At 65.5% G+C, this 534-nt stretch carries 1 protein-coding gene; it reads right to left on the bottom strand.

Annotated elements, in window-relative coordinates:
- Positions 1–380, bottom strand: a 380-nt coding sequence (locus ACO1BU_RS37730; protein ID WP_424140953.1) for a recombinase family protein, incomplete at its 3' end; no start/stop codon positions are given.
- Positions 381–534: the final 154 nt, after the last annotated feature.

The following is a 534-nucleotide window of genomic DNA, read 5'->3' as shown; positions in this document are numbered from 1 at the left end:
TACACGCCATCCTCATCAGCAATGAGCGTCCGGAACACCGCACAGAGTTCGATCACTCTGTGCCAGTCGCTGTTCAGGCGCGACAGGCGCGATACCTCGGTCACCAGAATGATGCCGACTTCGCCCATACCGATGGATGCGACGAGGCGCTGAAAGCCCACGCGATGCTGGCTACTCGCGCCGGACATCCCGAGGTCGTCGTCGATGACGCGCACGGCCATCTCCGGCCAGCCCATCTGCCGGGCACGCCGGGCCAGCTCATACTGGCGGCGGGTGCTCTCCTGGTTGTTCTGCAGCTGCTGCGGCGTGGACTGGCGGATGTAGACGATGGCGAGCAGCCGTAGATGTCGCGCCTCCACCTTGGGATGACCGTCCGTCATGACGAAGCACTCCCTCGTGTTCCCGCTCGCGGGCCGCGTGCCGGAACATCAGCTCGGCCCAGAGTTGTGTCATCGCGGTCTGCGCCTCGATCGGCAGGCGCGCCCAGATCCTGGTCGTGGAGCATGGCATGGCTGCTCTCCGCTGACGGCGGTC

Origin of the sequence: Roseomonas chloroacetimidivorans, assembly GCF_049629625.1 — a bacterium.
GTDB lineage: Bacteria > Pseudomonadota > Alphaproteobacteria > Acetobacterales > Acetobacteraceae > Roseomonas > Roseomonas chloroacetimidivorans.
Note: the sequence above shows the minus strand (reverse complement) of the source record. Positions and strands in the feature narration are given on the sequence as shown.